Raw genomic sequence first — 21,912 nt, forward strand, 5'->3', positions numbered from 1 at the left:
TCGACTCCTCGTGGTCCTCGTATCAGATCTGGGGCGCAGATCCGTGGCTGTCTGCCCCAGAGGTGCGCGGGGTCGACGTCTGCTGCTGCTGCTGCTGCGCCGGACGGGGACCCGCACCGACCGGCTCGGGCTGGTCTGCGATCCATGTCTTCTGCCCGGCAGTGTCGAGCGCGCTCCATCCGTCTCCGGCACCGTCGGCGTCCGGGTAGCCCCGGTAGACCGGCTGCGATCGCCGGGCGGACGGACGATCCCCGGCGGGCTGGCCGACCTCCGGGTCGGCGGCGTCCTGGGTCGGCGCGTACACGTCGCCGTTGGCTTGCGACTGCTGCTCAGACTCCTGCTGTGCCTGCTGCGCCCGCTGCTGACTCATGTGCTCGGCGTAGGCCTCTGCCTCGGTCGCGCGGGAGGCCGCGCTCCGCCGGTTCGCTGCCTGCGCTGCCTTCCAGCCGCCATAGGCCAGACCCGCACCGAGCGGGCCGAGGGTGACCGCACCGAGGCCGACGACCGCCGCGGTCTTCACTGCGGGCTTCGCGTGCTTGGCGGCAGCGCTCGCGCCCGACTTGGTCGTCTGGAGCGGCTTCTGCCGGAACTGCTCCGAGGCGACCGCGTACCGGTCCCGGGCACGCTCCCGCCGGGTCGGCTGAGCGTCCTCGCGTCGCGTGCGGGCCGCTTCGACGGCCTCACTGCCCTCCGGGGTCCTCGCCCACTGGGCAGCCGCCTTCCGCTCCGAGCGGGCCTGCCGGGCGGCCTCGGCCTCGTCCATCGGGTCCAGGTCAGGGCGGCGCGGGGTGCTGGCCTGCGCTGGGCGCTCGCTGGGCGCTCCGGTCCCTGCTGCGGCCGTAGCGGTCGAGTCCGCCTCGGCGCCGCCCTGGTCCGGGGCCCCCGCGCCACTGGTCGTGGGTTCGGTGCTGGTTGCGGGCTCCTCGGCTCCGCGGCCACCTGGTGCTCGGGTGGGGGCCGGAGACTGGTCGGCGGTCGGCTGGGTGTCCTTGGGGGCCTGCTTGTTGATCCGCCCCTTCCCGCCCGGACGGTGGGCATCGAGCGCCTGCTGGCTGCGGGCCTTGACGGCCTGCTTGGCCTTCTCCTGGCCGCGGTTCATCAGGGAGGCCACGCCCCCACCGGCTGCACCGGCTGCGGCTCCCCCGGCCATCGCCTTACCCCAGCCGAGGCCGGAGGAGACCGAGATCGGGGAGGGCATCCGCATCTTCTTGAAGCCCAGGTGCATCACCAGCAGCGCGATCAGCGGCGCGAACCCGGTCCACAGCATCGACATGAGACCCCCGGCCCCACCGGGCATCGTGGTAGTGCCCGCGTCGACGAGAATCCAGGTGAACAGCGACAGGATGGCGAGCAGGAACTGCGCCCCGAAGGAGAACAGCGAGATCCCGACGTACTGCTTCAGGTAGTCGCCGACCTTGCCGACGCTGGAGTTGGGTAGCAACGCCGCGGTGAGCGCGAAGAAGACGAGCAGCATCATCACCAGGGCTGCCACCTTGGCCACGATGATCGCCCCGGCGAAGAGGCCGAACACCAGCCACATCATCGCTGCGGAGATGCTGTAGATGAACATCGACACCAGCCCACCGGCGTTCTTGTTGCCGTGCAGGGTGAGGAGGAAGTCCTTGGCCTCGGCGGCGTCTGCCTGGTCCAGGTCGTCGTCGGAGTCGTCCCAGTCGAAGGCGTCGGCGTCGTAGTCGAGGACGTCGGTGCCGTCCTGGCCGAAGAAGGTCTTGCAGTCGGCATCGGCGGCGTGCTTGGTGACGGACTCGTCACGCAGGACCGCCTTCCCGGCCTGCCAGTCGCAGGCGGCCCAGCCGACGAGCCCCCGGTCGCGCTTCTTGATGCTGGAGGAGGAGGTGAACGCCAGGGCGCGTTCGGCCTTGTCGAAGTCGAACCCGGAGTTGGCCAGCGCAGGGACGGTGCGCATCACGTCGATCTGGTCGACGCCGGACTGTCCGGCGTACTCCTCCAGCAGACGGCAGTACATCCAGTCGCCGTACTCGTTGTCCTGACCGAACTGGGCCTTCTTCCACGCCTCCAGGCCGGTCTGCTCCCACATCGACGACAGCAGCAGTGGGGTGTTCGCGGCCTCTTCGTAGATCGTCTTGCCGTAGGCCTGCTTGTAGTCGTTCTTCAGCGCCTTGACGTAGCGGCGGCACGACATCGGGCCACCCTCGCCGACCGTGTCGGCCCCGGAGACCTGGGTGAACTCGATGGAGGACGCGACGGTCCCGGCCAGAGACGAGACGGTCTGGTCAACGGTGACGATGACCCATCCGGGTGACCCGACTCCCGGGTTGTACGCCGCCGTGGACCCGCCGATTCCGCCGCCGGTGGAGTTTGCCGCCCCGGCGAGCATCACCCCGAACAGGCCGATCACGAGGCCCTTCTGGACCAGCGTCTTCGACAGGCCGCCGCCGGTGCCGCGGCCGATGCGCCACATGTAGACGATGACGGTGAACGCGACGATCCCGACCATGATCCCCGAGGACATCAGCGCGTTGCCGATCTTCGCGGCGGTCCGGTCGACCTTGCCGCCGACGGTGTCGAGGACACAGAACGCGGTGGCGAACTCGACCATGCCCGCGGCGGAGGCCCAGATGGTGTTGCCGACAGCCAGTTGCGCCTCCAGGATGCCCTTGCGCTGGATCCCGGCGGCTGAGGTCATCCAGTCGGATGCCTTCAGCCGCGAGTGGAACTGCATGCTCTCGCTCCACCGGTTGACCGGCAGCGAGGAGGTGTCGAGGTTGATCGCCTGAGCCGAGCAGACCCCGCGTGATCCGTTGTAGGAGCCGTCGCCCTCGGCGACCCTCATGTACGACGGGCTCGACTGTGGCCCGGTGACGTGTTCGTTCGTCTGCACCATCGAGGCGGCGGCCGGTGACGCGGCCAGGGTGACCACGAGGAAGGCGAGTGCGGCAGCCAGCGCTGCGGAGACCCGAGGGGGCAGTGTGCGGGCCATCAGCAGGCCTTCCGGGTAGGAACGGTGGCGAGAGCGCGGCCGGTCGAGGTTTGCTCGTCGAGGTCGAACCAGGCGGCCGCCTCGTCGACAGGAACGGCCCCGAGCACGGGGCTGGTGGTCTTCACCGGGCTGTCGACCAGGCTGTCGGCGTGGTCCGGTGCCGGGCGAACGGCCGCGGTATCGGCGGTATCGGCGCGGCCGGTGTGCGGCTCCTCGACCCGGTGTCGACCGGAGGCGCGACCGCGGCTCGGCTGGACGGGGGCGGTGTTGCGCATCAGGACGCGGAAGCCGTCCTCGCTCAGGTCGATCTTGTGCCCGCAGAGGAAGAACTGGTTCAGGTTCGAGCGACGCTTGTCGTTGATCGCCTGGTAGGTGCGCAGCCGCAGCCCGGTGCTGGTGCGGCGATGGATCAGCCACAGCGCGGCGCCCTCGACGAGGGGGAGCATGATGATCGCGTACTGGCCGATCAGCGGCCAGGCGGTCACGGTCGCCAGGAGTGCGACCGGCGCGGTCCAGACCAGGATCATCCAGACGCGCCAGTTGAACTCGACGGTTCCGATGACGACGGTGCGGTTGGCGGACGCCTCGCGTCCGGTCAACGGCGTCAACGTGTAGAGAGAGTGCATGTCCCCTCACCGGTGGTGGCTGCGGTTGCGGGTGGTTAGGTCAGCCGGTTCCGGCACGGCTTCCTCTGCGCTCAGGAGCCGTGCCGGACCGGGTCAGGCTGTGGTGTTGTTCCAGATCGAGATCCCGGCGTTGGCGATCACGTCCATGAAGGTCAGCAGGATCGGCAGGATGACGCCGGGGGCGGAGAGGATCGCGCCGATGAGCAGCGCGCCCCACACGGCCGAGGACTGCTGCCCCATGCCGCCACCGCCTCCGCGACGGCGGTCCCAGGCCCACTTGATCAGGGCCATGGCCACGAGCGCGACACCGATGATGCCGAGGAGGTTGATGATCTGGTCGGCACCGCTTGCTGCGGTGATGGCGCCCCAGAACTTGTCCCAGGCGCCAGAGAGGTCGATATCCGTCGAGGTTGACTGGTTGCGGGCGGCGCGCAGGAACGGGCCAGCCGCTGTGAGCGCGTTCAGTGTGGACATCAGGTCCTATCCCTTGCTTGGTGTTCCTACGGGCATAAACATGCGTAGATCTGACGGCTCGGGCGTCAGACCCGCGCGGCGTTGCGGGTGTTGGCCAACTTCAGCGCCGAGTCCCACATGGCCTCCGCCGCGTCCGGGTGCTTGCCGAGGAGCGCGACGATGTCGGCGCGGTCTCGGTCGTTGGGCTCGCCCCAGGGCGCGAACAGGGCGTGGGTGCCCTGGTCGTCGATGCCGTCGGCCCAGTTCCGGGCCGCCGTGGCCACCCCGCCGGGGTAGGCGCTCATCTCCGCGCGCAGGGCGGTGACCTTGCGCTGGCTCAGTGTCCCGGGCCGGACGGTCGGTGCGTCGTTGATCTCGGCGAGGGCGTTCCACAGCAGACGACGGGCGTCGCGCAGGTCACCGTTGTGTCCCTCCACGGCGTCCAGGGCCTTGTCCAGCGACGACTCCGGGCGCACGTCGTTGACCCCCAGACCTGCGTTCAGGTCGGTGTGGGGCAGCACGTAGTCGCGGGCCTCGTCGGTCTCGTAGGCGTCCATCGAGATCTCCATCTGCCCTGCGAAGCGACGGAAGTTCTTGCTCGGCTGGTGCCGCTCGTCGGGCCAGGTGTCGCGGATCGTCTGCGCGATCGCGTCCTTCTCCCGGCCGCTCAACTGGCGGCCCTTGGCTGCCTCTTGGCGGCTGACCTCGTCCCGGAACAGCACCAGGGCCTTGCGGTCCTCGGCCCGGACGCGGGATCCGGCGCTCGCGGCGATGTTGGATGCTGCCCGGTGGATGTAGCCCTGCGGGGACTTGATCTCGTGCCCGTTGGCCTGGGCCTCCAGGTAGGCGAGCACCGCGTCCTGGGCGACGTCGTCGGTGTCGATGGCGCCCCCGGAGCGGTCCCGGGTGCCCTTGCGTTCGGCCCAGTGACGGGCGGAGTGCTCGGCCATGTCGAGCAGCGCGGCGAAGCGCTCGTGGTCGGCGGCCTCATCCTCGTAGACGTCGCCGTAGGCGACGGTGTCCGGCGCGACCAGCGCCACATCGGCCTCGGCGTGGACGGACGCTGCGAACTGGCCGCCGGTGGGGACACCTGCGGCGACACGCGACTGTGTGATGCTCATGCCGCTTGGGTGCGCGGGGTCTTCGCGCAGTGACATGGATCGCGGGCATGACTTTGAGGCCCTGCCTCGGTGAGGTCAGGGCTGGTGGTGGGCCGCTAGTCGAAGTCCTCCAGGTCGCCTTCGTCCGGCGGCGCCTCGTCGGTGGGCACCGGGATGGCCGGTGCGACGACCGTGGAGTCCGGCGTGGCCCCGGGCGACTGCGGGAGGACCGTCGGTTCAGGGCCGGTCTCTGTCTCTGGATCGGCGTCTTCGTCGGGCTTCTGCTTCGCCGCGATCGAGGCCTTGACCGGCTTGCCGGTGCAGCGGAGCGTCACCTTGCAGCGGGTCGGGGGCGCACCTCCTTGGAGGAGTACCCAGGCCTGGCACTCGGGGCAGACAGCGACGGTGAGCAGCGGTGCGGTGCGCACCAGTCGCAGGACGTAGTCGGTCGAGGCATCGGCAAGCAGGTCGGACTCCTCGGCGGTGATGTCGACCTGGGCCAGCAGCGCCAGGGTGCCGGGGTCGTCGGCGTTGATGGCCCTGACCAGGTCGCCCCACGTCTTGTGCTTGGTGTGGCGCACGACGGCCAGGCCGAGGGACACGGCCTGGGCCAGCCTCGGGTGGTCGGCGGGCACGTCGAAGCGCACACGCTTCGGTGCCTTGGTGATGCTCACGGTGGGTCCTATGCCGTCGGTGGTGGGGTCGGGAGCCTGGCGCTCTGGATGGTCGCGCCGACCGGGGTCAGTTGACGCAGCCGCGGAGCACGCGACGCATGGCGTCCTTCTCGGCTGGGGTGACCCACAGGCCGTACTTGGCCTTCACCGCGATCTGCCGGGAGACGTAGGCGCACCGGAACGGCTTGTTCGGCGGCAGCCAGGTCGCTGCGTCCGCGTCGCCCTTCTGCCGGTTCGCTCCGGCGTCGACCGCGAGCAGGTTCAGCGGGTCGTTGGCCAGCGCCGCCCGCTTGGCCTCGGTCCAGCCGGAGGAGCCGGTCACCCAGGAGTTCCCGAGGGCGACGACGTGCTCGGCGTCGACAAGGTTCCCGTCGCCGTAGACGAAGTAGATGTCGGTGCCGGTATAGGGGTCGGCCAGGTCCCCGGAGAGCACCTTGCAGCCGTCGGCGCGTTCACCGGTCAGGTCACGGCGGAGCAGGTCGTTGCGGGTGTCGCAACCGTTCCCGGTCCACGAGAAGTTGCCCGCGTCGTCATCCCAGGGGGCACCGAACTGGTCGCGGTCGTACCCGGTCAGCGGAGCCCTGCCCTTGGCGGGGAGCGCGGTGAGCACGGCGAGGGCGTCGCGGTAGTCGGACTTGGAGCCGTAGTCGTAGGGGCTGGCTGCACCAATGTCGGGCTGCTTGAAGTCGATGGCTCCCGCGTCGGCCCCGAACCCGTCGAGCATGTCGTCGAGCGCGGTCCTGGCGCGTGCGCGGTTCTCGTCGCTGAGCGCGTCACGGAACGGCTCGGCCACCGTCCAGACCTCGGTGATCAACTGGTCCTGCTGCTCCGGTGAGCCGTCCTTCAACTCAACGATCCGCTCGACGCCGGGCAGGGTCCACCAGTCGGCGCGAGGCAGGTCCAGCGCCCGGGTGAACACCCCGGTGAGACCGAGTGCGTTGGAGTACCCCCACAGCAAGATCAGCAGGGGGACGACGATGACGAGTCGGAGCAGCCTCATGCCCATGTAGGTGTGCGGCAGAGCCGGTGAGCGCTCCCCAGGGGCGCTCTGGTGCGGCGCGGCTAGAGGTCTACGTCGCTCTCTTGGTGTGGCCGTGCGGCGAACTGGCCGCCGCGTGGGGTCCCCTTGGGCTCCCGGGCCTGGGCACCGCCGGTCGCGGATGACTTACCGCGCCGGTCACGTCGGCGACGAACCTCGGAGATGACGGCCTGGCAGTTGACCACCATGTCGTCGTAGCCACCGTGCATCTCCAGCATGTCCGCGCCATACACGTCGCGGACCATGTCGGCCATCACGACCGGGTCCTCGATCCGCAGCGACTCCACCAGCACGAGGATGTCGGGCAGGTCCCGGGACCGGGAGGCCACCAGTTTCATCGCCAGCAGGTGCTCGTCGGGAGCAACGTGCCGGGCGAGGCCGGGCTGGACCGGGGGTTGCTGGGCTTCGGCGGGGCGCGGCGGCACCCAGGCACGGGCGCTGCTGTTGAGCCAGTCCGGAGGGAGCCCGCGTTCGGTGGCGATCTCGCGGGCCACGTCCTGGACGTCGGCCTCAGGCACGTAGATCGCGTCGATGTCGACGGTGCGACGCTCACTGTGGTCGCGCAGCGCGATCGCCGCGCCACCGACGACATAGATTGACGCAGCGATGCCTCGGGCCCTCAGCCGCTCGCCCAACTCGTTGAGCAGGGAGTCGATCTCCTTGGGCCCGAACTCGATCATGCCGTGGCCAGGTCCTTCTCAGCGATGAAGACGTTGCTCTCAGCCAGCCACCGGGGCGTCCGCTCGCGGGTGCCGTCCTCGCCGAGGAACGGGTTGGCCCTCAGCCACGGCCGTGCGAGCCGGGCGTGCTCGGTCCACGTGGGACGGGTGTGCGACCCAGCCTCCATCTCGTGGCCGATGATCGCCTTGAACAGCGTCTCGTAGCGCTCGTCCTTGATGCGACTGGACCGGTGCGTCCAGGCAGGAAGCGCGCCCGGGGCGTGGGAGCAGAGGCTGCGCAGATGGTCACGCCCTTGGACGACCATCTTGAACGCCCACTCCTCGTCGCCAGCGTCGAGCGCCCTGTTGACCGCCTGGGCGGTGCTCTCTGCGGTCATCAGCCCGTTGGCGCGGGCCTGGGCGAGCGCGTCACCGAACCGCAGCGCGCGCAGGTAGATCGCGGCTGAGGGGACGGTCTTCCCGGACAGGTAGGTCGACAGCCGAGCCGGTGAGGTCCCGATCGCGCGGGCGAAGGCAGCCTGGCTCAGCCCGCTCGCCTCGACGGCGCCCCGCAGGCTGGTGGCGATCTCCTCGCGCTCGGCGGCTTCGGTAATCATGGCTCCAATGTTATCAAATCCGATAATGCCCTTGGGTGTGCGGATGCGCCCCGCCTGCTCCCCGGCGAAGCAGACGGGGCGCCCAGAGAGCCAGACGCCCCGTCGTGTGGTCAGAGTTCGATGCCGCGCTCGTCGAGCAGGTCCCGCATCGCCTTGATCCGCATCTCGTCGCGCTCGGCCTGCCAGGCGCGTGCCTGCTCGGACTTGCTGTCGGACAGCGCCCGGTGGCGGGCCACAGCGGCCTGGTACTCCGACTCGGCCTTGTCGCGCTTGGCTCGCCAGCCGTCGAGGTTCCTGCTGTCGTACATCGCGGCCTTGACCCGCTCGTACTTGACCCGGGCGCGCTCCTTGGCGACGTAGGCCCTGTCGCTGTCGTCGGAGGTGTCGGGGACGCCGGTGAGCGCGTCGTAGGTCGCTTTGGAGACCCGCGTCACGCGGCTGCCCTCGAACTGGACGCTGTAGGTGACCTTGTCACCGTCGACGTAGGGCTTCTTGCCGACCACCCCGACCCGGGCGAGGTGCGCGCCGAGTGACTCTGTGGTGGTGGTGCCGTCGTCGTTGTGGAACCGCCAGACCTTGCCCAGTTCGCTGCGGGCCCGGTCTGCCTGGGCGGCGGTGAGACCGGAGTAGTCGATGCCGATCGCCTCGCCGTGGAGCGGGTCGACGGTGTCGGGTGCGTAGACCCAGGGACGGTCGGGGCTGAGGTTCTCGATCCCGGTGACGTCGAGGTGCCGGTTCGGGTCGACGACGATCTGCTTGCCCCACATGCTGTCGTGGATGACCTCGTCCCGGGGCACCAGGAAGTGCCGCTCCTCGCCGGTGGCGTCCTTGCGGGCCCTGGTGACGGCGAAGCCGGTGGGGATCCAGGCGGCGTGGGTGTCGCCGTTGCCGAGGGTGACGAAGTCGTCGGCGTGCGCGGCGCGGAAGGCGGCCTTGTCTGCGGCCTTCTGCTGGTCGCGGCGGACGTAGGACTCCTCGGCCGTCACCGTGGTGCCGGTGGCCTTCTCGTACTGGTCGGGGAACCAGTTCTTGACCGTGCCGGTGCAGGCCTCGCGGATCGCGTCGTGGTCGCCGCCCTGGTAGTGCGGCATCACCTCGGGGTGGTACATCCCGACGATGGCGGCCTCGCAGTCCTCCTCGTACCAGCCGGAGTTGTTGCGCAGCGCGGGCGGGATGAGCGCGTTGCGCTCCTTGGAGACCTTGATCCCGCCGTGCCCAGCGGTGCTCACCTGGACGATGCCGGGTGCGACGTGGTGGGCGGTCTGCGCTGCACCCCACGGGGTGCGCGAGTCTTCGCGGACGTTGGAGACGTCGCCCCACTTCGCCTGCTCGGCGTAGCGGCGCTCGTACTCGGCCTCGACCCTTGCTTCGGCGAGGAGGTCCTCGTCGAGGGCCAGGTCGGACTCGGCGTGGCTGGTGGCGGCGAACTGGCCGCCGACGGGGATGCCCTTGGGCTGGCGGGCGCGGAGGTCTGTGCTCATGCCTGACAGGTGCGCGGGGAGCGTCGCCGTCGAGGTCCGCGGTCCTGGCCGCCCGTTCGAGCGACGCCGGTTGTCAGATTCTCGATAACCCGGGTGCCGATAGTGGCTGGGCCGCGGTCCCGGGGACTTCCTCCGCCGATACTGCGGGCGCAGTCCCAGCCGCAACGTGACCGAGGAGCCTCATCATGGTCTGCACCACCACCGTCCGCGACCTCCGCGCCGGGCAGGTCATCTCTCTGCCCGGAGCAGGCCAGGACGACCCTGCCGTCGTGCATGCGATCTCCGAGCCGAGCGGGGTGCGGTTCCTGATTCTGGCCGATCTCTACGACGGCGAGCCGGTCGGCGGCAGGCTGTGTCTGGGTCTCGACCGGTCGGTGGTCGTGCACGAGGTCGCTGTTTGTCACCACTCGTACCGCAACACCTCGGACGCGGCCGTGCCGGTGGCCTACGGACGTCGCACCGAGACCGTCGAGCCGGGCACGACGGTGCACTACACCGGCGCGGCGAATCCCCAGGCGTTCCCTGAGGAAACCTTCGAGCACTCGGTGCGGCCGGTGGAGGTGGTCAGGGAGCAGTGGCCGCTGTGAGCCGGAGGCCGCTCACCGGCCGGTTCCCGCCGATGCCCGGTGGGCGGCGCAGTAGTCGGCGACGGCCTCCTCACGTGTGGCCCGCAGCGGCCCGCCGAGCCTCGATCGGTAGCCACGGGGCCCTGCCTCGTCGAACCTGCCGACGACGGCGGCTGCGTCGGCGCCGTGGACCCTGTCGCAGTCGGAGCAGGTGGGTCCGACCTTCGAGTGCGTGGTTGTACGCGGGCTCCATGGTCGGGTCGCGGGCGCAGATGCGGTCAGGTCGACCTCGGACTCGGCATGGCTTGCGGCGGCGAACTGGCCGCCCGGGGGTGTGCCTGCGGGCTGACGGTTCGCTGGGGCCATCTCACTGCTCCCGGTCGCGTCGCTGACGCCGGGCCGCCGGGCCGTGGTCACCAGGGGCGGGGACCCGTTTCCAGGACGCCTGCCGCAGGTCGGAGGTGGTCTCCTTGCCGGTGGCGATGTCGCGCAGCATGTACTCCGTGTCACCGGTCTCGCCCCACACCACGCTCTCGCCGTCGTGGCCGAGGATGCTCTGCGCCTTGCGCTTGCCGATGACCTCGTACGCGTTGTCGCCGTGCATCGGCGAGGACCAGATGACGTTGTCGCCGACCTTCGCGCGGCCGTTGGCGACGCGTGGGTCGTCGGGGACCAGCCCGGAGATGTTCAACGGTTGCGAGATACGGGTGAGCATTCGGGTCGCCTCGCTCCGGGCCGCGTCGTACGCCTCGGTGCCGGGTTCGGCGATGTTGCGCGCGATCCGGTCGACGTTGATCTCGAAGTCGTCGGGGTCGGTCAGGTCGGTCTCGTCGAACGGCACCGGATCGCTGTGGTTGTAGATCGCGTCGGCCTTGGAGCCGTCGGGGTGCCCGTCGACGTAGACGAACACCTCACCCCACCGGTTGGAGACGCCGGTGATCAGGCCCTCGGCGATCCGGTCGCCCGGCTTCAGGTCGCGGGCCGCCTTGTGCGTCGCCGCGGGCGCGTTGAGCACCAGGTCGGCCTCGGCACGGCCCGATGCGGCGAACTGACCTCCGGTCGGGGTGCCCCTGGGCTGGCGGGACCGGCTACTGGACGTGGGGTCTGGGCTCATGCCCGGTGGGTACGCGGGAGCCGGGCCTACTGCTCGGTTGCTTGGCGCTCGGCAGCAGCAGTCCGGCTCAGGGCGTACTCAGCGGTCCTGGTCGCGGCCGCCTTGGTCTTCAGGTAGTCGGTGGGCTCGCACTCCGGGTTGCCCGCGCCGGGGTAGCCGCGGACGTAGGCGACGCCCGCCCATCCGGGACCACTGACCAGCGAGGCGATGTCGTCGATGCGCTGCGGGTCACCGGAGGCGGCCGCGTCGTCGATCAGCGCGCGGACGTGCCGTTCTGCGTCGACACGGTTCATCGCCAGCGTCGGCGCGAGAGCCTCGCGGGCTGCTTCCTGCGCACGGGCAGCGTCACGGGCGGCGAACCTGGCCGCAGCCGCCTGGGCCTCGGCCTCGTAGCGGGTTCCGCGCAGGGACGCGTTGCGCTGCTCCTCGTAGTCCGGACCCAGGCCCCGTTCCGCAGGCGGATTGAGGGTCAGGGCGGACTCGGCCTTCGCGGTGGCGGCGAACCGGCCGCCGGTCGGGGTGCCCTTGGGGACTCGGTTCGGCTGGCCGATCTGGTCGCTCATCGGGAGGTCTCCTGGCGCTGGTCGATACGGGTGACGGTGCCGTCGAGGGCGACGTGCGCGACGGGGGTGCCTGCGGGCGGGCTCCACGGAAGGACCGGCTGCTCGGCCGGTCGGTCCCACGCGGTGTCCTTGTAGGTGGCGATCCGGCCCGACGGGGTCTGCACGACGGTGTGGCCGTGCCAGTGGTCGCGGTCGGTCACGTAGGTCATCGCCGCGTAGTGCTGGCCCTTGAAGTCGGCGGCAGCCTCGACGGCCCGGTCGATGGCGGCCGTGTCCAGGGTGGACACGTCGGCGGAGTAGTCCAGCGCCGGTCCGGTGCGGCCCTCCTGGCGCAGTTCGGCGGCCCGGTAGGTGCGGAACTCGCGGGCGGAGCGGGCGATGTCCTCGACGTAGCCGTCGTCGATGCGGGCGAGGAAGGCACGGGTCTCGTCGTGGGTCGGGGCGTTCACGATGTGCATCTCGCAGGCGGCCTCGGCGACCATCTCGTGGCTGTTGATGCCGTGCCGGGCCGCGGCCTGGGCGGCGTGCAGCGGGATGGCCTTGGGCAGGTAGATGTCGCGGGCCTGGCCGTCGGCGAGGAGCCCCACGGCGTAGAACTCCGAGAGGTCGTCGCGGGCGGTCGCGGTGATGGTGGCGCTGCGCCAGGTGCCGTCGCGCGGGTCCTCGAACCCGACCTTCGTCCCGGGCTTGCCGGGGTGCCATGGGACCTGGCCGTACCGGTCGGTGCGGATCCGGCCGCGGTCGCAGTAGCCGCAGCCGGGCTGCTCGCGTCGGGCCGGGTCTGAGGCGCAGTCCGCGCACGCGACGATGCGGTGCGCGCCGGGCGGCAGCCACTCCCCGGTCTCGGCCAGTGCGACACCGGACTCGTTGCGGGCGGTGGCGGCGAACTGGCCGCCGGTAGGAGTCCCTTTCGGGACTCGGTTGGGCTGGCGCGTCTCGTCGGTCATGACGTCCTTCGTTCGATCCAGGCGAGCACCTCGCCGAAGGTTCGGCCGTCGATCTTCCATGACGGCTCGCCGCCGTGGAGGTCGATCCCGGCACCGCCGGGGTGCTCGCGCAGGGTGCGGGCGTGGTAGTTCGAGACGTGCTGGCCGTTGCGCTCGCCGTCCTCGTCCGGGTTGCCGATCATCGGGGCCATGTCGGGGTAGCGCGCGTCGAAGAACATCACCAGGTCATCCTGGGCGACGAGGCTCCCGTCGCGTCCCCACTGCTGGCCGCGGCGGACGATGCGGGCCCGGAACGGGATGCCGTTGGCGGCGGTGAAGTCGCGGGTGTCGAGGATTTTCTGGGTCAGCGCGTCTCCTCCGGCCTCGATCTGTTCGACACGGAACGGGCCGTGTCCGGCGTTGAGGCGGGCCTGGGTGGCGTAGTCGGCCGCGGCGTACAGCACGCCGGTGTGGCGGTTCAGGAGGCTCTCACCGGGCCTCGGTACCTCGTGGGCCGGGATCTCGCTGGCGGCGCGCCGGGCGGTCGCCTCGAAGTGCGCGGCGACCTCGGCGTAGCGGGCCTCGCGCTCGAAGGGCGGGAGCATCTCGACGTTGCGGGTCTCTAGGTGCCAGTCGTTCTCGACGGCCGCGCGGGCGTCGGCGTAGTCGTCGCGGTCCATCGCCGCGAGCACCTCGCTGCGGGGCCGGTAGACGTGAAGGTCCGGGTAGGCGTCCTGCGGTCCGTGAGGACCCCTTCCGCAGCCCCAGCAGGGGTCGGTCGCCGCGGACGCGGCGTCGAGGGTCACTTCGGCTTCGTTGCGCCCGAGGGCGGCGAACTGGCCGCCGGTGGGCACGCCAGCCGGAACACGGGTGTCGGTCATGCCTGGCAGGTGCGCGGGGTGGGCGTGCGGTGCGGGCTCAGGAGACGACCTGGCCGACGAACGCCGACTCGGGGTCGCGGCCCTCGAACGCGCCGAGGTCGACCCACTGCCCGAAAATGCGCTCCTCGACGCCGTCGGCCGTATCGACGTTGGTCACGTAGACCATGTCGTCCTGAACGGCCGTGACGGCGCCGGTGCGGGGCGGGACGTCGGCACGGCGGGTGGCTACCTCGACGGTCTGGCCGACGCGGACGGGACTGCTCGGCGTAGTCATGTGCTCCATGTGTGCGGCGAGCCCGCGATGTCTCCCCCGGCTGCCGGTCCCGGGCGAATCACGCCGCCTTCGGTGTGCGGCGCTTCTTCGCTGCGGCCTTGTGCTTCTCGATCACGTCGCAGACCAGGTCCTCGATGATCTGGGCCGGGGCTGCTGCCGCGTCGACCTCGTCGTCGCTCATCACTGACACGTCGGCGTCCTGGCCGTCGATGGCCGCGGTGATGTCGCCAGCCTTGCGGCGCAGGATCTTCTGGATCCGGGCGTCGAGGGTGCCCTCGGCGAGCAGCGTGGTGATCGAGACGGGGTTCTCCTGGCTGATCCGGTGCAGCCGGTCCTCGGCCTGGCTGACCAGCGCGGGGGTGTAGTCGGTCTCGATGAAGAACGCGTCGCTGGCGCGGGTCAGGGTGATGCCGACCCCGGCGGCGGTGATCGAGCAGACCAGCACCGGCAGCCTTCCGGCCTGGAACTCGTCGACGAGACGGCCGCGCTCGGTCGAGGAGGTGGATCCGGAGATGACGCCGACCATCTTCCGGTCGGAGTCCTTCAGGTGCGCCGCAGCGTGCTCGACGACCGCGTCGACGACCTCATGGTGGTGAGCCCAGAACACGACCGGACGGTCGCAGGTGAAGGAGCCGTCGATGTTGACCTCGACCTCGTCGTTGATCCAGTCCGAGACCATGTCGAGGGCGACCGGGACCTTCGCCAGACCGGCAGCCTTGCGCAGCGGCGACATCAGCCCGATCTGGGAGCGGGCGTAGGTTGCGATCGTCTCGTCCTCGGGGTAGTCGCCGAACTCCTCGACGTGCTCCTCGACCCAGGCGGCGATCTTCTCGGCAACCTCGGCGTGCGCTGCGCGGAACCCCGACAGGTCGACGTCGACGTAGAGGGCGTTGCGCGACTTTGGCGGCAGGTCTTTGAGCACCTCGGACTTGTTGCGCCGCACCCACACGTGCTCACGCAGCCTGGCACGCAACTCCGGCAGTGCCGCCTTGTTCGCCACCAGGGCGTTGAAGTGGTTGCGCTTGCAATACGCCTCGACGAACGCCGAGTAGCCGCCGAACACAGGGTCCAGGTGCCCGGAGATGGCCAGCAGCGACGCGAGTTCGTGTGGGGCGGAGAACATCGGGGTCGCCGTCATCGGGATCCGAAGCGCGTCGGCCGGAAGTCGCTCGACGAGCCCGCGGACTGCCTTGGCCCGGGACGACTTCCAGTTCCTGGCCCGGTGCGCCTCGTCATAGACCAGACCCTGCGGCGCCCATGCAGCGATCTTGTCCTGGAGCGCTGGTCGCGACGTCAGCAGCGAGTCTGGCACCACCACGATGCCGCGTTCGGGCAGGTCAGGCTCCTTGCGTCCGGCCCGGAACACCGCCAGGAAACGTGTCGCCTTCTCGCGCGCAGCCGGTTCGTTTGCGACAATGGACACACTGCTGGGGCGGCCGAGATCGGCCGTGCTTGGTGGTGCGAGCGGGTCATCCGATCCCCGCCCCAGCAACTGACTTCCTTCGACCGCCTTCATTGGCCGGTCCGCGGCTGCCCTCTTGCCGCGCTCGCGGGCCTCCTTCTCCTGGCGCCGCAACTCCGCCTTCGTCGGCGGCTTCGGCGGGGTGACGGCCAGCCCGCACTTCTCGATCTCCCGGCCCCAGTGGGTCACCGTGACCGGAGGGACGATGATCACGGCCCGGTCGACGTCCTTGATCGCCAGCGCCCCGATGGCCTGGACCGTCTTTCCGAGGCCGGTAGGATCGCAAAGAAGGGACCGTCCTGCGGCGACCGCGATCGCACCGAGCCGCTGGTAGGGCCGCGGGGTCATGCCGAACCAGTCGGGGACGTCGCCGACGACCTCGATGAGCCGCTGCACGCCGTCGCTTTCGGCATCGGTCAGGTTGAGCCCGTCCGACAGCGCGAGTCGGCTCGCGTCGGCGATCAGGGTGTCGTCGTCGTGGACGTCGTGACCGAAGGTCGGCTTCTTCTTCAGCAGCGCACGGGCGGCTTCGAGGGTGGCCGGGTCGATGACGAGGCCGTCCTTGGGGTCGCCGTGGCGCAGCAGGTCGGTGAGCGGCACCTCGAACCGCTGGGCCTCCTTGTCCCATACGGCGGCGTCGCCGAGGATCTCGCGGGCGATCTCGTACCCGGCGAAGCGGGGCCGGGCCAGGGCGACGGCGGGCTTGGCCTTCGACTGGCGCACCAGCGGGTCGAACAGGTCCTCCAGGGCCAGGACCCCCTCCAGCGACGGGTCCAGCCCGGTCGTGTCCGGGCCACCGTCGGTGAGGTTCACCTTGAACCCGGCGCGGGCCAGCAGCCGGTCGGGGTTCTTCGGGGAGACGGTGCGGACGCCCGAAGACCTGCGTCCTTCGACGATCTTGCCGCCGAACGCGGTGATAACCCAGCAGCCGAGAGCGGGGTTCCACCGTCGACGGGGCGCCTTCTTGACCCACCCGGCCAGTGGTTCCCCTGTGGCGGCGTGCACGGCGTCGCGGTCGAAGTACAGGCGCACCTCGGGCTGCCGGTCGGTGCCGGACAGGTACGCGACCGGGCGCGTCCCAGGGTGCGTGGACATGCCTTTCCTATGCCGCCGGAGCGTTCACCGGCGGCGATGGGGCGACGTTCAGGAAGGTGCCCCGGCGGCGAGCAGGTCGTCGAGGGTCAGGGCGAGGTCGACCGGACCATCGGTCGTGATGTCTGCGGTGATCGCGCAGTCGCCACAGATGCCGTCGTCGGAGGCGATCCGGGTGGTCTTCCCGCACTCGCCGCACCGGCCGTTGTGCCCGCGAGGATCTACGAGGAAGCCGTAGTCCTCCTCCACCGGACCCTCCAGGGACCAGCCCAGGTCGGCCAGGTGCCGCAGCCGGTGCGCCTCGGCCTCCAGCCGCTCGGCTGCCTGGGTGAGGGTGCGCGCCCCGTCCATCGTCCACTTGCCTCGGATGATGTCACCCGGTTCGACGTGCGATGCGGTCGTCATGGACGGCGACATGCGCAGACGCCGCGGCAGCCGGTCAGGCTGCCCGGTCAGGCTGCCGCGCGGCTCCGTGGCGCGCACTCGGCGCACCCCCGGCCGAGGACGACCCGGTTGTAGGGGGTGTCGCGCCAGGTGTGCCCGCACGACGGGTCGTGCCAGGTGAGGCGGCGCAGCCGTTCGGTCGGCCGGACCTCGACCGGGTGCAGGCCGCCATTGAGCCGAGCCGGGGCGGTGGCGGCGATCTGGGGGTGCAGGGTGTGCAGGTCGTTGACCCCCGGCACCAGGGTGCGTGAGTCGCAGACCCAGCAGGCGTCGTCGGTGCGGCCCCTCACCTTGCCGCGCCAGGTGTGCCCGCACGGCATCGACCAGACCACGGTGCCGCGGTAGTCCACCGGGATCCGGTCTGGTTCCCATCCGCCGTTGAGCGCCGGGTCGATGCAGGCGGCCAGGTCGGGGCGGAGCACAGCCAGGCAGGTGGCCGGGTTGGTGGGTATCTCGCGCATCGGGTGGTGGTAGCCGGGCGGGTTGCACTCGGGGCAACCCGACTGGGCGGCCACGGCTCGGGCGGTGCCGGTGACGATGTGGCCGCAGCCGCGGTAGATCCAGCGGAACGGGGTGTCGTCGGTGGCTGTCGCGAGCCCCGTGTCGTTGCCGGGATGCCATAGCACCGGGGCGTCTGGTGCGGTCATCGCGTCCCGGTGGGGGCTGATGTCGATGTCGAGCGTCGGGTGCAGGGCCAGGTCGGCCTCGCCCGTCGATGACGGCGCGAACCGGCCGCCGAACGGGGTGCCCTTGGGGTGCCGGGACGGGAGGTGTCTCACGCACCTCAGGTGTGCGGCGAACAGCCCGTGCGTCTCCGCGGCGAGGACGCTGCCCTGGTCACGGCGCCCGGCGGTCTTGGGAAAAGCCGAGCGCCGTGCCTGGGAGGTCGGTCCAGCGGACGCGACTCGCGCCGACCGATACCGAGATCGTAGGACGACTTTGCGCGCCGGGTCCGCGGTTCGGCGACAGACGTGGTCTGGACGCCCGGTACGGTGCCCACCATGACCAGCGCTACCCAGACAGGCCACGGCGACGGGCTCCTCACCGTGTACGCCTCGATCCAGGAGGTGCCGCCGGACAACCAGGGCGGGCACAGACTTGCCTCCGACGAGATCCGCGCCGAGGCCGCCTCGGTCGAGGAGGGGCAGGAGATGCTGTCCCGGCAGGTCCCCGACGGCTGGCGGGTCATCGCGTGGCGGGTGGACCGTCCCTAACCGGCTACGCGCCGCCGATGTCCTCGATCAAACGCAGGTAATCGCGCCCGAGCCTCCGGGACTCCGAGAGCGCGTCGTTGGCCGCCGCAACCTGTTCGTAGTCCTGGGTCTCAAGGGCCCCGAGAATGAGGGTCATTCCACGCTGCTGCGCTTCCAACGCGTCGATGAGCGTGCGGTGCGCGGCCATGACGTCCTCGTTGTCGACCTCGACCATCTCGATGTCCTCGATGATCTGCCCGTACTTGGGAAGGATGCGAGACACGACCCGGTACATCTTCAGGTCGGTGGTGTAGTTCTCGCCTTGCACCGCGGCGTACTGCTCGTCGAGGCGCTGGGCCTCGCTGGCCAGCGGCTCGATCTGCTCCTGGTACTCCGCCAGTGCCGTGCTGGTGTCCTCCCCCACGGCCTCCTGGACAGAGGAGACGGTCTCGGAGACGACACCGCAGCCGGTGAGCAATCCGATGAGCAGGCAGGCGGCGATGGTGCGGATCATGGAACTATCCCCGTTTTCGTACTTGGTGGTTCCACCAGTGTGCGGCCGTCCGCCCGGTCATGTGGTCGATTTCGGACAGATCAACTCGATGCTAGGTCCTGGCCGCGCGGTTCTCCTCGGCGCGTGCGGCTGCGCCGTTCACCATGTCCGTGTCGGCGTGGGACAGCATCTCCATCGCCGACGTGAGCGCTCCGGGGTACTGGCCGCGGTGCTCGACCTGGTCGCGGAGCAACTTCGCGGTGGTGACGAGGAAGGCGCGCTGGTCGGCGGGACTGGTCCGGTCGCGGCTGATGTTGGTGCACCAGGAGTAGGAGTCCGGGTTGACCCACTCGGCGCCGTCGGTGTCGGTGAACACGTACTCGCCGTCGACACCGGCGTCGGCGCGGACCGCAGTGTCGAGGCGCAGCAGCGGCTCGTCGTCGGGGTCGTCCTCGTCGTAGTCGCCGCTGTAGCCCTCGCCGAGGTCGGTGAACGCGACCCGGACCGGGCCGTCCTGCACGGACTCGTCGAGCCGGTAGGGCGTGGTGCCGTCGTTGACCTTCGGCGCCGGGACCTGGCCCGGGTCGTAGTCGCCGCCGTAGAGCCGAGCCAGAAGGTCGGCCTTGGCCGCCTGGTAGGTGTTGTCGTCGGTGTCGTCCAGCACCGGTGCGTGATCGAGGTCGGTGTCGTAGTCGGGGTAACCGTCGCCGTCGCCGTGCACCACCACACCTGGGGAGCCGTCGGGGTCGGGAATCACCTCGCCTCCACACTGGGAGCAGCAGCCGCCGGTGAAGTAGAACGGAGACCCGGCGCAGTCGGTGTTCGTGCATGTTCCGTCGCTGGTCACGCCCTGGCCGCAGCCGGTGCAGCGACCGTTGGGGTAGGCAGGGCTGACGCCGTGCCGCTCGTCGACCGTGGCGCCGAGATCGACGTCCGCTTCGGCGTGGGCCGACGCTGCGAACTGGCCGCCGGTGGGCGTGCCCTTGGGCTGCCGGTTGGGGTTCTCGCTCATGCGCTCTGCTCCGTTTCCGTGTCGAGGTAGGCGCCCCATCGGGTGAGGAGGTGCTCGGTGTGCTCGCGTGCGGCGTCGTCGGCCGTCTGGGTCTTGGCGTAGTCCTCGGCGGAGATGTTTCCCGCGAGGTAGTGGTCGGTGATCAGCAAGGCGGCCTCGGCCATGCTCAGGGTGCGGTCTGCGCGCTGCTTGCGGGCCCGGACACCGGTGACCAGTGCGCTGTAGAACCGGCCGCGTTCACCGAGGTAGGCAAGGTCGTCGGACAGCGCGAGGGCCGGGCCGTGGTCCTCGACGGCGGTGAGGGCATCGGTCTCGGTCGCGTCGCAGGCCACCTCGCGGCTGATCTGGAGGCGTTGGGAGTCCCAGGTGTCGAAGGCGACGTCGAGCCGGGCGTCGTAGCGCTCGTCGAGGTAGGCATCGACGTGCTGGTGGTGCTCGTTGAGCCAGTGGTAGGCGTCCTCGACGTCGACACCGAGTTCGTCGCCGACGCCTTCGGCCATGTCAAGGTCGACGTTGCCGATGACGGTGAACGAGTCGGAACCGGGGTCGCGGGTGACCTGGATCGAGTCGAAGATCTCCGACCCGGCCTCGAAGCCGGACTCCACCCACATCCCGCTCTCGGGGACGAGAGCCTCCAGGGTGCGGGGTGCGTAGTCTTCGACCAAGTCGAGATTCGCTTCGTACCTGCCCGCAGGGGCGAACTGCCCGCCTGTCGGGACGCCTGCGGGGACACGGTTGTCGCTCATACCCCTCAGGTGCGCGGCGGACGGGTGCGGTGCGTGCCTTCAGGCGGCTGCGCTTCGGTTCGGGTCGTGGGCGCGGGGAATGCCGAAATGATCAGCGACACGACCCCAGACCGGTCGGCCTGTTCGTCAGGATCTCAGCGGTGCGCCACGTGCGCGGGCACATCGTGTGGGTGGGTCATCGACCTGACCACAGGACGCGGCGGAGACAGGACAGCCGGTCGGTGCCCGTCGGCCTAGTCGTCACCGGGGTACATGATCGTGAGCACCGGCTCAGCGTCGTCACCAGGGCCGACCACGGCGACCAGCGTGGTGGTGCGGGCGACGCTGCCACCCGGGGGGATCCGGTCGATCCTGTACTCGATCCGGCTCGTGCCGGGCCGGGCTCGGCGGGCGGCCATGCTCGCCATGTAGATCACGTCCCAGGCCCGTCCTTCCTCGTCCTGGTACGCCTCTTCGTCGTCGCCCCAGGCGATGGCGTCTGCGTAGACGTGGTCGGTCACAGCGACCGGGATCGAGAACCCGGCCTCGCGGCCCATCGCGGAGTAGTCGCGCAGCACACCGTCACGCAGCGCCGCTGCGCGGGTGTAGGAGTGGATCACCTTTCCGAACACCGGGTGCTCATACTCCTCGTCCTCGGCCACCGTAGGTTCCTGTCGCCGGGCGTTGAGCACGGCGGTCTTGGCGATCTCGTCGGCCTGCCCGGCGCGCTCGGTCATGTTCCGGAAGGCAGCGACGCCGATGTGATCCCCGCCCTGTCCGGTGACGGTGTACTCACCGGACTCCACCAGGCCTGCCGGTGCGTCCCCGTCGACGGTGACCGTGGCACCGTCGGGCAGGGTGTGCCGCTCCCCCGGCTCCAGTCGGCGCAGGGCACCGGTGGACTCGCAGAAGGTGCCGAACTCGGCCGCCGCCATCGGCTCGAAGTCGTCGAGTGACACGTCGGCCTCGAATCGCGCGGAGGCGGAGAACTGGCCGCCGGTCGGGGTGCCCTTGGGCTGGCGCTGCGGGTTGGTCGTCATGCCAGATAGGTGTGCGGGCCAACAGGCATCCGCTCGGCAATCGGGTGCGGCACCGGGCACCGGCAGGCAGGCGGCTCCGTCACCAGAAGCACCCGGGCTGGCTCCCCGAGGAGGCGACTGGCCACGTAGCGGTGGGTGCCGTTCCCGATCACCACGCCGGATCCGGAGAGGAAGGCCACCGGCAGCGGCCAGTTTCCCGGCTGGCCCCGGTCGAACAGGTCGGCGGTGCCGTGGGTCAGGTAGTGGGTCAGTGGCCCGGTGAACACGAACGGCTGACCGGTCGCGGCCGGGGCGTCGAGGGTCACCTCGATCAGCCCGAGGCTTTCGCTGCACCCGGGGTCGAAGCCGGTGCCGTACTGGGCTTCGAGGATCAGGGTGAGGCCATGGACAGTGCACGCGCCGTCGGTCGAGGAGTCGAGTCCGAGGGCTTGCACGGGGATCGGTCGGCTGGGGTCTCCTGCGGTGGCCCGCGCGATCAGGGTCAGGGCCCGCTGGACCCGCTCATCCATTGGTTGG

The 21,912-nt window shown here is 70.3% G+C and carries 24 protein-coding genes; 2 read left to right on the top strand and 22 right to left on the bottom strand.

Features of this window, described 5'->3' with window-relative positions:
• Window positions 1-22: 22 nt before the first annotated feature.
• The 9 genes from ACYVIH_RS05125 to ACYVIH_RS05165 form a co-directional block, all read right to left on the bottom strand.
• On the bottom strand, window positions 23-2,962 hold the full coding sequence (locus ACYVIH_RS05125; RefSeq protein ID WP_460866713.1) for a hypothetical protein: 2,940 nt from the start codon (window positions 2,960-2,962) through the stop codon (window positions 23-25).
• Window positions 2,962-3,588: a hypothetical protein gene (locus tag ACYVIH_RS05130; protein WP_460866715.1), complete on the bottom strand. Its 627-nt coding sequence runs from the start codon at window positions 3,586-3,588 to the stop codon at window positions 2,962-2,964. The genes ACYVIH_RS05125 and ACYVIH_RS05130 overlap by 1 nt, the downstream gene beginning before the upstream one ends.
• 93 nt (window positions 3,589-3,681) lie before the next feature.
• Window positions 3,682-4,062 carry a hypothetical protein gene (locus tag ACYVIH_RS05135; protein ID WP_460866717.1) on the bottom strand — a complete coding sequence of 127 codons (381 nt, stop codon included), beginning with the start codon at window positions 4,060-4,062 and terminating at the stop codon, window positions 3,682-3,684.
• A 65-nt stretch (window positions 4,063-4,127) separates the two neighbouring features.
• A complete protein-coding gene (locus ACYVIH_RS05140) occupies window positions 4,128-5,162 on the bottom strand; it encodes an RNA polymerase sigma factor (RefSeq protein ID WP_460866719.1) in 1,035 nt (344 codons plus the stop codon).
• Window positions 5,163-5,257: 95 nt separating this feature from the next.
• Entirely contained in the window at window positions 5,258-5,815 is a 558-nt protein-coding gene (locus ACYVIH_RS05145) for a hypothetical protein (protein ID WP_460866721.1), read from the bottom strand.
• A gap of 67 nt (window positions 5,816-5,882) precedes the next feature.
• Window positions 5,883-6,815 (bottom strand): HNH endonuclease family protein, encoded by a 933-nt coding sequence (locus ACYVIH_RS05150; RefSeq protein WP_460866723.1) that lies wholly within the window; start codon window positions 6,813-6,815, stop codon window positions 5,883-5,885.
• 62 nt (window positions 6,816-6,877) lie between these two features.
• Window positions 6,878-7,534, bottom strand: a complete 657-nt coding sequence (locus ACYVIH_RS05155; RefSeq protein WP_460866725.1) for a DUF6036 family nucleotidyltransferase — start codon at window positions 7,532-7,534, stop codon at window positions 6,878-6,880.
• On the bottom strand, window positions 7,531-8,130 hold the full coding sequence (locus ACYVIH_RS05160) for a helix-turn-helix domain-containing protein (RefSeq protein WP_460866727.1): 600 nt from the start codon (window positions 8,128-8,130) through the stop codon (window positions 7,531-7,533). Before ACYVIH_RS05160 ends, ACYVIH_RS05155 begins: the two co-directional genes overlap by 4 nt.
• 110 nt (window positions 8,131-8,240) lie before the next feature.
• On the bottom strand, window positions 8,241-9,611 hold the full coding sequence (locus tag ACYVIH_RS05165) for a DUF7007 domain-containing protein (protein ID WP_460866729.1): 1,371 nt from the start codon (window positions 9,609-9,611) through the stop codon (window positions 8,241-8,243).
• A gap of 185 nt (window positions 9,612-9,796) precedes the next feature.
• Between ACYVIH_RS05165 and ACYVIH_RS05170 the strand changes: the two genes are divergently transcribed.
• Window positions 9,797-10,198 carry a hypothetical protein gene (locus tag ACYVIH_RS05170; protein ID WP_460866730.1) on the top strand — a complete coding sequence of 134 codons (402 nt, stop codon included), beginning with the start codon at window positions 9,797-9,799 and terminating at the stop codon, window positions 10,196-10,198.
• Window positions 10,199-10,544: 346 nt separating this feature from the next.
• Here the strand turns inward: ACYVIH_RS05170 and ACYVIH_RS05175 are convergent, their stop codons facing one another.
• From ACYVIH_RS05175 to ACYVIH_RS05210, 8 genes are read right to left on the bottom strand one after another with little or no spacing between them, the layout of a single operon-like run.
• Window positions 10,545-11,291 (bottom strand): hypothetical protein, encoded by a 747-nt coding sequence (locus ACYVIH_RS05175; RefSeq protein ID WP_460866733.1) that lies wholly within the window; start codon window positions 11,289-11,291, stop codon window positions 10,545-10,547.
• A 26-nt stretch (window positions 11,292-11,317) separates the two neighbouring features.
• A complete protein-coding gene (locus ACYVIH_RS05180; protein ID WP_460866735.1) occupies window positions 11,318-11,854 on the bottom strand; it encodes a hypothetical protein in 537 nt (178 codons plus the stop codon).
• The gene (locus ACYVIH_RS05185) at window positions 11,851-12,801 is read right to left on the bottom strand and encodes a hypothetical protein (protein WP_460866738.1); all 951 of its coding nucleotides are present in this window, start codon (window positions 12,799-12,801) and stop codon (window positions 11,851-11,853) included. The genes ACYVIH_RS05180 and ACYVIH_RS05185 overlap by 4 nt, the downstream gene beginning before the upstream one ends.
• On the bottom strand, window positions 12,798-13,661 hold the full coding sequence (locus ACYVIH_RS05190) for a hypothetical protein (RefSeq protein ID WP_460866740.1): 864 nt from the start codon (window positions 13,659-13,661) through the stop codon (window positions 12,798-12,800). The genes ACYVIH_RS05185 and ACYVIH_RS05190 overlap by 4 nt, the downstream gene beginning before the upstream one ends.
• Window positions 13,662-13,698: 37 nt before the next feature.
• Window positions 13,699-13,935 carry a hypothetical protein gene (locus ACYVIH_RS05195; RefSeq protein ID WP_460866742.1) on the bottom strand — a complete coding sequence of 79 codons (237 nt, stop codon included), beginning with the start codon at window positions 13,933-13,935 and terminating at the stop codon, window positions 13,699-13,701.
• A 58-nt stretch (window positions 13,936-13,993) separates the two neighbouring features.
• Entirely contained in the window at window positions 13,994-16,492 is a 2,499-nt protein-coding gene (locus ACYVIH_RS05200) for a DEAD/DEAH box helicase (protein ID WP_460866744.1), read from the bottom strand.
• 48 nt (window positions 16,493-16,540) lie between these two features.
• A complete protein-coding gene (locus tag ACYVIH_RS05205; RefSeq protein ID WP_460866746.1) occupies window positions 16,541-16,894 on the bottom strand; it encodes a hypothetical protein in 354 nt (117 codons plus the stop codon).
• A 47-nt stretch (window positions 16,895-16,941) separates the two neighbouring features.
• On the bottom strand, window positions 16,942-17,712 hold the full coding sequence (locus ACYVIH_RS05210) for a zinc-ribbon domain-containing protein (protein ID WP_460866748.1): 771 nt from the start codon (window positions 17,710-17,712) through the stop codon (window positions 16,942-16,944).
• A 222-nt stretch (window positions 17,713-17,934) separates the two neighbouring features.
• On the opposite strand from ACYVIH_RS05210, the gene ACYVIH_RS05215 reads away from it, so the two are divergent.
• Window positions 17,935-18,147, top strand: coding sequence for a hypothetical protein (locus ACYVIH_RS05215; protein WP_460866750.1), 213 nt, complete (start codon window positions 17,935-17,937; stop codon window positions 18,145-18,147).
• A gap of 4 nt (window positions 18,148-18,151) precedes the next feature.
• On the opposite strand, the gene ACYVIH_RS05220 is transcribed toward ACYVIH_RS05215, so the two are convergent.
• From ACYVIH_RS05220 to ACYVIH_RS05240, 5 genes are all read right to left on the bottom strand, one after another.
• Window positions 18,152-18,640 carry a hypothetical protein gene (locus tag ACYVIH_RS05220; protein ID WP_460866752.1) on the bottom strand — a complete coding sequence of 163 codons (489 nt, stop codon included), beginning with the start codon at window positions 18,638-18,640 and terminating at the stop codon, window positions 18,152-18,154.
• Window positions 18,641-18,731: 91 nt separating this feature from the next.
• The gene (locus ACYVIH_RS05225) at window positions 18,732-19,631 is read right to left on the bottom strand and encodes a hypothetical protein (protein ID WP_460866755.1); all 900 of its coding nucleotides are present in this window, start codon (window positions 19,629-19,631) and stop codon (window positions 18,732-18,734) included.
• Window positions 19,628-20,296, bottom strand: coding sequence for a hypothetical protein (locus ACYVIH_RS05230; RefSeq protein ID WP_460866759.1), 669 nt, complete (start codon window positions 20,294-20,296; stop codon window positions 19,628-19,630). The genes ACYVIH_RS05225 and ACYVIH_RS05230 overlap by 4 nt, the downstream gene beginning before the upstream one ends.
• Before the next feature lie 314 nt (window positions 20,297-20,610).
• Window positions 20,611-21,396, bottom strand: a complete 786-nt coding sequence (locus ACYVIH_RS05235) for a DUF6573 family protein (RefSeq protein ID WP_460866761.1) — start codon at window positions 21,394-21,396, stop codon at window positions 20,611-20,613.
• Window positions 21,393-21,905: a hypothetical protein gene (locus ACYVIH_RS05240; protein WP_460866763.1), complete on the bottom strand. Its 513-nt coding sequence runs from the start codon at window positions 21,903-21,905 to the stop codon at window positions 21,393-21,395. Before ACYVIH_RS05240 ends, ACYVIH_RS05235 begins: the two co-directional genes overlap by 4 nt.
• Between the last annotated feature and the right edge of the window lie 7 nt (window positions 21,906-21,912).

The organism is Nocardioides pakistanensis, from assembly GCF_054781215.1.

Excerpts from the sequence above, each read along its gene's own strand:
- ACYVIH_RS05125 (WP_460866713.1), bottom strand. The coding sequence starts at position 2,962 with ATGGCCCGCACACTGCCCCCTCGGGTCTCCGCAGCGCTGGCTGCCGCA.
- ACYVIH_RS05130 (WP_460866715.1), bottom strand. The coding sequence starts at position 3,588 with ATGCACTCTCTCTACACGTTGACGCCGTTGACCGGACGCGAGGCGTCC.
- ACYVIH_RS05135 (WP_460866717.1), bottom strand. The coding sequence starts at position 4,062 with ATGTCCACACTGAACGCGCTCACAGCGGCTGGCCCGTTCCTGCGCGCC.
- ACYVIH_RS05140 (WP_460866719.1), bottom strand. The coding sequence starts at position 5,162 with ATGAGCATCACACAGTCGCGTGTCGCCGCAGGTGTCCCCACCGGCGGC.
- ACYVIH_RS05150 (WP_460866723.1), bottom strand. The coding sequence starts at position 6,815 with ATGAGGCTGCTCCGACTCGTCATCGTCGTCCCCCTGCTGATCTTGCTG.
- ACYVIH_RS05155 (WP_460866725.1), bottom strand. The coding sequence starts at position 7,534 with ATGATCGAGTTCGGGCCCAAGGAGATCGACTCCCTGCTCAACGAGTTG.
- ACYVIH_RS05160 (WP_460866727.1), bottom strand. The coding sequence starts at position 8,130 with ATGATTACCGAAGCCGCCGAGCGCGAGGAGATCGCCACCAGCCTGCGG.
- ACYVIH_RS05165 (WP_460866729.1), bottom strand. The coding sequence starts at position 9,611 with ATGAGCACAGACCTCCGCGCCCGCCAGCCCAAGGGCATCCCCGTCGGC.
- ACYVIH_RS05170 (WP_460866730.1), top strand. The coding sequence starts at position 9,797 with ATGGTCTGCACCACCACCGTCCGCGACCTCCGCGCCGGGCAGGTCATC.
- ACYVIH_RS05175 (WP_460866733.1), bottom strand. The coding sequence starts at position 11,291 with ATGAGCCCAGACCCCACGTCCAGTAGCCGGTCCCGCCAGCCCAGGGGC.
- ACYVIH_RS05180 (WP_460866735.1), bottom strand. The coding sequence starts at position 11,854 with ATGAGCGACCAGATCGGCCAGCCGAACCGAGTCCCCAAGGGCACCCCG.
- ACYVIH_RS05185 (WP_460866738.1), bottom strand. The coding sequence starts at position 12,801 with ATGACCGACGAGACGCGCCAGCCCAACCGAGTCCCGAAAGGGACTCCT.
- ACYVIH_RS05190 (WP_460866740.1), bottom strand. The coding sequence starts at position 13,661 with ATGACCGACACCCGTGTTCCGGCTGGCGTGCCCACCGGCGGCCAGTTC.
- ACYVIH_RS05195 (WP_460866742.1), bottom strand. The coding sequence starts at position 13,935 with ATGACTACGCCGAGCAGTCCCGTCCGCGTCGGCCAGACCGTCGAGGTA.
- ACYVIH_RS05200 (WP_460866744.1), bottom strand. The coding sequence starts at position 16,492 with ATGTCCACGCACCCTGGGACGCGCCCGGTCGCGTACCTGTCCGGCACC.
- ACYVIH_RS05205 (WP_460866746.1), bottom strand. The coding sequence starts at position 16,894 with ATGACGACCGCATCGCACGTCGAACCGGGTGACATCATCCGAGGCAAG.
- ACYVIH_RS05215 (WP_460866750.1), top strand. The coding sequence starts at position 17,935 with ATGACCAGCGCTACCCAGACAGGCCACGGCGACGGGCTCCTCACCGTG.
- ACYVIH_RS05220 (WP_460866752.1), bottom strand. The coding sequence starts at position 18,640 with ATGATCCGCACCATCGCCGCCTGCCTGCTCATCGGATTGCTCACCGGC.
- ACYVIH_RS05225 (WP_460866755.1), bottom strand. The coding sequence starts at position 19,631 with ATGAGCGAGAACCCCAACCGGCAGCCCAAGGGCACGCCCACCGGCGGC.
- ACYVIH_RS05235 (WP_460866761.1), bottom strand. The coding sequence starts at position 21,396 with ATGACGACCAACCCGCAGCGCCAGCCCAAGGGCACCCCGACCGGCGGC.
- ACYVIH_RS05240 (WP_460866763.1), bottom strand. The coding sequence starts at position 21,905 with ATGGATGAGCGGGTCCAGCGGGCCCTGACCCTGATCGCGCGGGCCACC.